Consider the following 8357-nt stretch of genomic DNA (forward strand, 5'->3'; position numbering starts at 1 on the left):
CAAAAATACCCCTGCCGCCCCAAAGCGGCGGTTTTTATTTCATCGTCACCACCGTGACGCCGGACTCGCCCTCTCCGTAAACCCCCAGACGGAAGCTCTTCACCGCCTTATTCCGGCGCAGCAGCTCGTGGACGGCCTTTCTCAGAACGCCCGTACCCTTGCCGTGGATAATGGTGACGGTTTCCAGCCGCCCCATCACAGCGGCGGAAAGGAAGGTTTCCACCACGCTCTCGGCCTCGATGCTCTCCATCCCCCGGATGTCCAGCTCACTGGTGGCGGCGGGGCGCAAGAGCTGTCGGTCCGGGTTGGAGCGGGCCGGGGTGGACTTTTTCCGCTCGGCCGCCTCAATCAGCCGCACCTCGTCGGCCTTCACAGTCATTTTCATCCGGCCCGCCTGCAATTGCAGCGCCCCATCCTTTCCCACGGAGACAACCTCAGCGGGGGTCTTCACGCCGGGAATTTCCACCTGATCGCCCTTTTGAATGGGACGGCTGGGCTTTGGAATCGGCTCCGGCTCAAACTCCCGGCTGCGCAGCTTTTCCTCCGCCTCGTTCAGCCCCCGGCGAATGGCGGACTGGGCTTCGTTCAGGTTTTGCGCCGCGTCGGCCCTGGTCTGCTGTCTGCGCAGCTCCGCCAGCTCGTTCATCGTCTGATCAGCGGCGGATTTTGCGTCCCGCAATATGCGGCGGGCATCCGCCTCGCCCCGGCTGCGGGCGTTGTCCCGCGCCTTCTCCATCTGCGTGCGGAATTCCCGGGCCTTGCGGGCGTCCTCCTCCCGCTGCTGATACAGGCGGTCAGTCTCCGCCTGTTTTTTCTCCAAAGCCTGCCGCTTTTGCTCCAGTTGGGTCAAAACGTCCTCAAAGCGAACGCTATCCCCCGCCATCTGGGCCTTGGCTTCCTCCACCACCTCGTGCGGCAGACCCAGCCGCTTGGAAATGGCAAAGGCGTTGGACTTTCCCGGAATGCCGATCAGCAGCCGATAGGTAGGCCGCAGGCTTTCCACGTCAAACTCGCAGGAGGCGTTTTCCACCCCTGCGGTGGTCATGGCAAAGGTTTTCAGCTCCGCATAGTGGGTGGTGGCGGCCAGCTTCGCGCCGGAGCGGCGCACCCGCTGGATAATGGCCACGGCCAGCGCCGCGCCCTCCACCGGGTCGGTTCCCGCTCCCAACTCGTCAAACAGCACTAGGGTGCGCCGGTCCGTCTCCTTGAGAATCTGAACGATACCGGTCATATGGGCGGAGAAGGTGGATAAACTCTGCTCAATGCTCTGCTCGTCCCCCACGTCCGCCAGCACCCGCTCGTATACGGAAATTTGGCTACCGGACGCAGCCGGAACGTGCAGTCCGCACTGGGCCATCAACGTTAAAAGACCCAGCGTTTTCAAGCTGACGGTTTTGCCGCCGGTGTTGGGCCCGGTGATGACCAGCGTGTCAAAGCTATCGCCGATTTCAATGTCAATGGGCACAGCCTTTGCCCGGTCCAGCAACGGGTGGCGGGCCTTGCGCAAAACCACCGCCCCATCCCGCCTCACCGCGGGGCGTACGCCGTCCAGCTTATAAGAAAGCTGGCCCCGGGCGAAAATCAAATCCAGCCGCACCAGCGCGTCGTAATCCCCCTGAATGTCCTCTCGGTGATTGGCCGCGTCGGCGGACAGCTCGGCCAGAATCCGCTCGATTTCCTTTTTCTCTTTTGCTTCCAGCTCGATGTACTCGTTGTTGGCTTGCACCACTCCCATTGGCTCCACAAACAAGGTGGCCCCGGTGGAGGACACGTCGTGGACAAGCCCCGGCAGTGCTCCCTTCTGCTCCGCCTTCACAGGCACCACAAACCGCCCGTCCCGCTGGGTGATGATGCTCTCCTGCAAAACCTTGCTGTAAGCCGGGGAGGAAATAATCCGCTGGAGCACCTGCCGGCTTTTCGCCTGCGCCGCCCGCATTTTGCGGCGAATGTCGTTAAGCTCCGGGCTGGCGTTGTCGGAAATGGTGTCCTCGTCCAGAATCACGGACTTAATCCGCTCCTCCAAAAACCGATTGCCGTGGAGAGATAAAAACAGGTGGTCCACGGAGGTCTTCTCTCCCGCGCCATCGGAAAAATATTCCCGGGTCCGTCGGGCGGCGGTTAAAAGGCCCGCGATGGTCAAAAGCTCCGTGGTGTTCAGCCCGCCGCCCCGATCGGCCCGGTCCAGCGCTTCTGACACGGGTTTTACCCCGGAAAAGGAGGGGCTGCCCCGCAGGCCGATCAACTCTCTTGCCGCGTCGGTCTGGTCCAGCAGGCGCAGAACCTCCTCCGGCTCCGTTTCCGGCATCAGCGCAAGGGCGCAGCGTTTGGCCTCGTCACTTACAGCCTGCTCCGCCAGCATGGAAAGCACGCGGGGTAGCTCCAGCGTCCGCATGGATTTTTGAAACAATTCGCTCATAAACAATCCTTTTCGTATAAAACATCCCAAATAGTACAAAATGTATTAGAGATTCGACAAACTTTTATAATAGTCCAGTGTGCGGAAGCTCCGCTCAAGCTGCACGGCCACATACCGCTCCGCCGCGTTGGAGAGCTGGTTCAGCGCTTCCCCCGTCAATGTAAATGCATAGAGCCGTCCGGGCGGACCATAGACAATGTGCCGCAGGGCTGCCACCGCCTCCGGGCGCAGAGGCAGGGCTTCCCCGCCGCCCGGACCGCCGCAGGCGGCGCAGCGCAAAACGCCCTGCACCGGATCCAGTCGCGCATCCGCCGGATTCTCCTCGCCGCACAGGTTGCAGCCGTCCGCCAGCGGCTCGTACCCCGCAAGGCACATCAGCCGCCACTCAAACGCGGGCTTGGCAAGCTCCCGGGATTTTTTCAGCGTGTCCAATGCGTATAAACCGTTTAGCAGGTGGCTTAAAAGCTCCGGCGCGGGAATTTCGGGAGAGGAGACGGCTTCCGTCAACTCTGCAAAGTAAAACCCCAACGCCAGCGCCTCAAAATCCGCCCGCAGCCCTTCAAACAGGGACAGGGTAGTCCCCTCGTTCAAATAATACCAGTCCCCACGGCGATTCAGCGTCAATTCGCTGTACGCAAGGGTCTGGCAGGCAGCAGCATAGCGGCTGCCTTTCCGCCGCGCCCCCTTGGCAATTACGGAAATTTTCCCGTGGTCGGGGGTAAGCACGGTGAGGATTTTGTCCGATTCCTTTGTCTCCGTCTCCCGCAGCACCGCGCCCCGGGTCACAAGGTCACTCACAGGTTCCCCTCCTCATTCCGGGGCGTTTGTCTCCAGAAATTCCCGGTACATCGCATAGTATTCCGGTGCGCCGGTGGTCCAAAACAGCGTCCAGCAGGTATTAGCGGTCACAATTCATCACCTCTTGGGTTAGTGTGTCCGATTTTGTCGAAACTATGCCCCAAGTCCCGGCAAATAGCCGGGTGCATTCCTTATTATAGCAAGGCTACGGCCGCTCCGCAAGGGGCGGACTTCGTCGCAAACCGTGATTTGTCTGTCTTCACCGTCCGCCGGAAAAATTGTCTCCGGACTCCTCCCCCGCCTGTTCCCGCCGCTCCAGCGCTTTTGTCAGCGCTTCCCGCATAGGGCGGACTTTTCCGGCGAGATTGTTTTTTTGCAGGACCGCGTTGATTTCTCCCCGGGTCTGCACCATTTCCTCCCGGAAAGCGGCGGCGGAAACCCGCAGCGCTCCGTGGCCCAGAATGATGATCTGCTCGGCGGCGTCGGAGGAGACGACCCGCACCCGGTGCTCCCGGCCAAGCTGATAGGTAGTCCTTTCGATATAGGCGTCCGCCGTCTCTGCCTCCTTGGTATAGACCAGATGAATGTTGTGGTACTTTTCCACGGTTTCCAAGCCGCCCTTGACTTTATAAGCGTCAAACACCACAATGACCCGGCACTTGCGAAAGCCCTGATAATCGCTCATCAAATCGCACAGCATCCGCCGCGCCGCATCCAGATTTTGCCCGGCGGCAACTTTTAGCTCGTCCCATGCGAAAATGACGTTGTACCCGTCCACCAGCAGGTATTCCGGTCCGGCGGGCGGGGGCGAAGCGCGATACGCCGGAGCCGCATCGGCGGCGGGCAGAGGCTTTTGAAAAGTCCTGCGTTTCACCGGGCCGTAGGTCCGCTCGAAAATGGCCCGCAGCTCCTTATCCTGCTCCATTGTCCCCGCGTAGGCGGCGGAGCGGGCGGCAGAGGGACCGGAATCGCTTTTCTTCACGGGCGTTCCGTCCGGGGAAAAGCCGCTGTCCACATGGGCGCGGGCGGGTACATCCCGCCATTTTACCACATGGCCCGCGCCTCCTTCGCAAAAAACAGAGTCCGCCGGATTATCCAAATCCCGCTCCGGGTCGTAGCCCGTCTCCTCCACAATCTGTTCCTGCCTCGGGCAGGGCCGATAGCCGCCGGGGGCGCAGGACAACCGTCCCTGCCCCTTGGTATAGGCGGCAACCTCCGCCCCGTAATCCCGCAGGGCGGACACCGGGGCCGCGCCGGAAAATAGAGCTTGCTCTCCCTGCGTCTCCGGCGGGGCAAGCTCCCCGCCCATCCGCTGCAAATCCGCCATGGCACGGCCTGTCTGGGCCTGAGGAACAGAAAGAGAAAACGCGTACCATGGCTCCAGCAAAACACTTTTCGCGCCCATCAACCCCTGACGCACGGCCCGCCACGCCGCCTGACGAAAGTCGCCCCCCTCGGTGTGCTTTTCGTGGGCGCGGCCCGCAAGCAGCGTGATTTTCATGTCCGTAACAGGCGCGCCGGTCAGCACGCCGGGGTGTTTTTTCCATGCAAGCTGGCTCAGCGCCAGCCGCTGCCAAGGAAACGCCAGCGTGTCCTCGGGGCAGACGGTGGCAAACCGCAGCCCCGCGCCGCGCTCCAACGGCTCCAACAGCAGGTGGACCTCCGCGTAATGCCGCAGCGGCTCAAAATGTCCGATGCCTACCACGGGGGCGGCAATCGTCTCCCGGTAAACAATGGCCCCGGGGCCGAAGGTTACGTCCAGATCAAACCGGTCCTTTAACAGCCGCTGCAAAATCTCCTGCTGAAAAAGGCCCATCAACTGCACGTTGATCTGCCCGGTGCGCTCCTGCCAGACAACCCTGAGCTGAGGGTCCTCATCCTCAAGCCGACGGAGCTGGCCCAATGCGGTGTGGACATCACAGCCATCCGGCAAAAGCACCTGACAGGTTAAAGCAGGCTCCAGCAGCGGCGGTGCGGAGGCAGACTCCGCGCCCAAACCCTGCCCGGAAAAGGTACGGCTCAATCCCACCACGGCGCAGATCGTTCCCGCTTCGGCAGCGTCGGCAGGGCGGAATTTCGCGCCGGAATAAATCCGAAGCTGGTCCGCTTTTTCCTGCCAATCCTCTCCGTCCCGACTGCCGGAGAGCAGGTCCTTCACCCGCAGGACGCCGCCCGTGACCTTTAAATGGGTCAGCCGCGCACCCTGCGCATCGCGGGAAATTTTATAGACCTTCGCCCCAAACTCCTCTCCGTATACCGGAACAGGCGCAAACCGCGTAAGACAATCCAGCAGTTCTTCCACCCCGTCCAGCCGCAGCGCCGCGCCAAACAGGCAGGGGAACAGCTTTTCCTCGGCAACCAATTCCGAAACAGTTTCGTCCCGCAGCGTGCCGGAGACCAGATATTCCTCCATGGCGGTCTCGCCGCACAGGGCGGTTTCCTCCTCCCGCTCTGAAGAGGGCCTGGAAAAATCCACGCAGCAGCCGTCCAGCCGTCCCTTCAGCTCCGCAAGAAGCGGGGCGCGGTCTGTTCCCGGCTGGTCCATTTTGTTCACAAACAGGAAGGTGGGCACGCCATATCGCCGCAGCAGCCGCCAAAGGGTCAGCGTGTGCCCCTGTACCCCGTCTGCCCCGCTGATGACCAGTACCGCGCAGTCCATCACTTGGAGCGTCCGCTCCGTCTCTGCGGAAAAGTCAGCGTGGCCTGGGGTATCCAGCAGTGTCAGCTCCCGCTCTTCAAGGGGCAGCACCGCCTGCTTTGAAAAAATGGTGACGCCTCGCTCCCGCTCCAGCGCGAAGGTATCCAAAAACGCATCTCCATGGTCCACACGGCCCAAACGCCTCAGCGCGCCGCCCACGTAGAGAAGTCCCTCCGTCAGAGTGGTCTTCCCTGCGTCCACATGGGCCAATATCCCGACTACCAGCTTTTTCATCGTTTACTCCGCTCTTCTCCGCTTGCATTCCGTTAAATTTCTCTCAGTATAGCAGTCTTGGGCCTTCAGGTCAAAAATAACATTTGCTTTTACGGAAATATTCACTATAATGGCAGTGATGGAATCGCGTGAAGATTTCTTAACGGCGAGTGCCGTATAACGACAACTGTGAAATTTGAGGTTCGTAAGCTATGAAAATCATCATCGTGGGCGCCGGAAAAGTCGGGCTGGCGCTGGCGCAGAGTCTTTCCCGGGAGCACAGTGTCACCGTGATCGACCAGAATCCCCGGCTTGTGGAGCACACTGTCAACGTCTACGACGTGATGGGCGTGTGCGGCAACGGCGCCAGCGCCGAAGTGCTGAAGGAAGCGGACGCGGGGCGGACCGAGCTGCTCATCGCCACCGCCCCCAGCGACGAGCTGAACATTCTGATTTGTCTGGTGGCAAAGTATCTGGGCGTGGAATACACCATTGCCCGCATCCGCCACCCGGAATACGGAGAGCAGCTTCGCTATATGCGAAGCACTTTGGGTCTGTCCATGGCCATCAATCCCGAGCGTGCCACCGCCCGGGAGATTGCCCGCGTCCTGCGCTATCCCAACGCCATGAAGGTGGAGTCCTTTTCCAAGGGGCGGCTGGAGCTGGTGGAATACCGTCTGGACCCCGGCAGCACGCTGAATGGCATGCGTCTGAGCAGCTTGCAGAAAAGCCTGAAGGCAAAGGTTTTGATTTGCGCGGTGGCCCGCAACGAGGAGACGATCATTCCCTCCGGCGATTTTGTCCTTCAGGTGGGGGACACCATTTACATCACCGCCTCTGCCCACGAGCTGGAGCAGTTTTTTCGGCATCTGGGAGTGTTTAAGAGCAAGGCGTCTTCCGTGATGATCGTGGGCGCCAGCAAGCTGTGCTATTATCTGGGCGCGCAGCTTCTGGATATGGGGATGACCGTTAAAATTATCGAGCAGGACACGGAGCGCTCCACCCACATGAGCGAGCTGCTGCCCCGCGCGCTGGTGATTACCGGCGACGGCGCGGACAGCGAGCTGCTGCGGGAGGAGGGGCTGGGTCAGACAGATGGCTTTGTGTCCATCACCGGCATGGACGAAGCCAACATCCTGATGTCCCTCAGCGTGGCCCGGCAGAATCCGAATTGCAAGGTCATTACCAAAATCAACCGCCAGCCCCTGGTGGATCTGGTTGCAGGCGCGGGACTGATCGGCAGCGTGGTATCCACCGGCTCCGTCACCACGGAGTTGATTTTGCAATATGTTTTGGCGATGCAAAACGCCTCCGGCGCACAGATTAAAACGCTGCACCGCCTGATTGGCGGCAAGGTGGAGGCGCTGGAATTCGGCATTCATCCCGATTCCCCCCTCATCGGCGTGCCTCTGCGGGAATTGAAGCTCCGCCCCGGCGTTCTGCTGGCGGGCATTGTGCGGCAAAGCGGAAAAATCGTCATTCCCTCCGGCTCCGACACCATCAACGCGGGGGACGATGTGATTGTTGTGGCCACAAGCACCCTGCACGACATCCGCGACATTTTGCGCTGAGAAGGACGGCAATCCATTGAATAGAAGAATGATTTGTAACATCCTCGGCAAAATTTTGCTGGTGGAGGCGGCGCTTTTGGCGCTGCCCTTGCTGGTTGCGATGGCGTACGGGGAGGCGGCGAAGCCCTTTTTAATCCCCATGGCGGCTCTGGTCCTCTGCGGCATTCCGCTGAGTCTTATCCCTGCCCGGTCCAAGGCGCTTTATGCAAGAGACGGTTTGGCGATTGTGGCGATGGCATGGATTCTGATGTCCCTGTTCGGCGCGCTGCCCTTTTATCTCTCCCACTCCATGCCCTCTTTTATCGACAGCTTTTTTGAAACCGTCTCCGGCTTCACCACCACGGGCGCAAGCATCTTAAAGAATGTGGAGCTTTTGAGTCAGGGTATGCTGTTCTGGCGCAGCTTTACCCACTGGGTGGGCGGCATGGGCGTGTTGGTGTTCGTCATGGCCATTCTGCCCACCACCGACGGGCATGAAATGCACATTCTGCGGGCGGAGGTCCCCGGCCCGGTTGTGGGAAAGCTGGTAAGCCGTCTGGGAGACACCGCAAAAATTCTTTACGGTATCTACCTTTTGATGACGGTGGTGGAGATCGTTCTGCTGCTGATGGGCGGGATGTCGGCGTTTGATGCGTGTATCAACGCCTTTGGAACAGATCGG

At 60.5% G+C, this 8357-nt stretch carries 5 protein-coding genes; 2 read left to right on the forward strand and 3 right to left on the reverse strand.

Going from position 1 to position 8357, the window contains the following annotated elements; all coding sequences use genetic code 11:
• Positions 1-34: 34 nt before the first annotated feature.
• The 3 genes from B2W96_RS07880 to B2W96_RS07890 all read right to left on the reverse strand — a co-directional run bounded on the left by B2W96_RS07880 (position 35) and on the right by B2W96_RS07890 (position 6146).
• On the reverse strand, positions 35-2416 hold the full coding sequence (locus tag B2W96_RS07880) for an endonuclease MutS2 (RefSeq protein WP_293009739.1): 2382 nt from the start codon (positions 2414-2416) through the stop codon (positions 35-37).
• Between the two features lie 45 nt (positions 2417-2461).
• Positions 2462-3214, reverse strand: coding sequence for a DNA repair protein RecO (gene recO, locus B2W96_RS07885; RefSeq protein ID WP_293009740.1), 753 nt, complete (start codon positions 3212-3214; stop codon positions 2462-2464).
• Positions 3215-3473: 259 nt separating this feature from the next.
• The gene (locus tag B2W96_RS07890) at positions 3474-6146 is read right to left on the reverse strand and encodes a translation factor GTPase family protein (protein WP_293009741.1); all 2673 of its coding nucleotides are present in this window, start codon (positions 6144-6146) and stop codon (positions 3474-3476) included.
• A gap of 191 nt (positions 6147-6337) precedes the next feature.
• Between B2W96_RS07890 and trkA the strand changes: the two genes are divergently transcribed.
• Positions 6338-7696 carry a Trk system potassium transporter TrkA gene (gene trkA, locus B2W96_RS07895; protein ID WP_293009742.1) on the forward strand — a complete coding sequence of 453 codons (1359 nt, stop codon included), beginning with the start codon at positions 6338-6340 and terminating at the stop codon, positions 7694-7696.
• 16 nt (positions 7697-7712) lie between these two features.
• A partial coding sequence (locus B2W96_RS07900; protein ID WP_293009743.1) for a potassium transporter TrkG occupies positions 7713-8357 on the forward strand: 645 nt, incomplete at its 3' end.

The organism is Oscillibacter sp. UBA6647 (assembly GCA_002455655.1).
Classification (GTDB): Bacteria; Bacillota; Clostridia; order Oscillospirales; family Oscillospiraceae; genus Oscillibacter.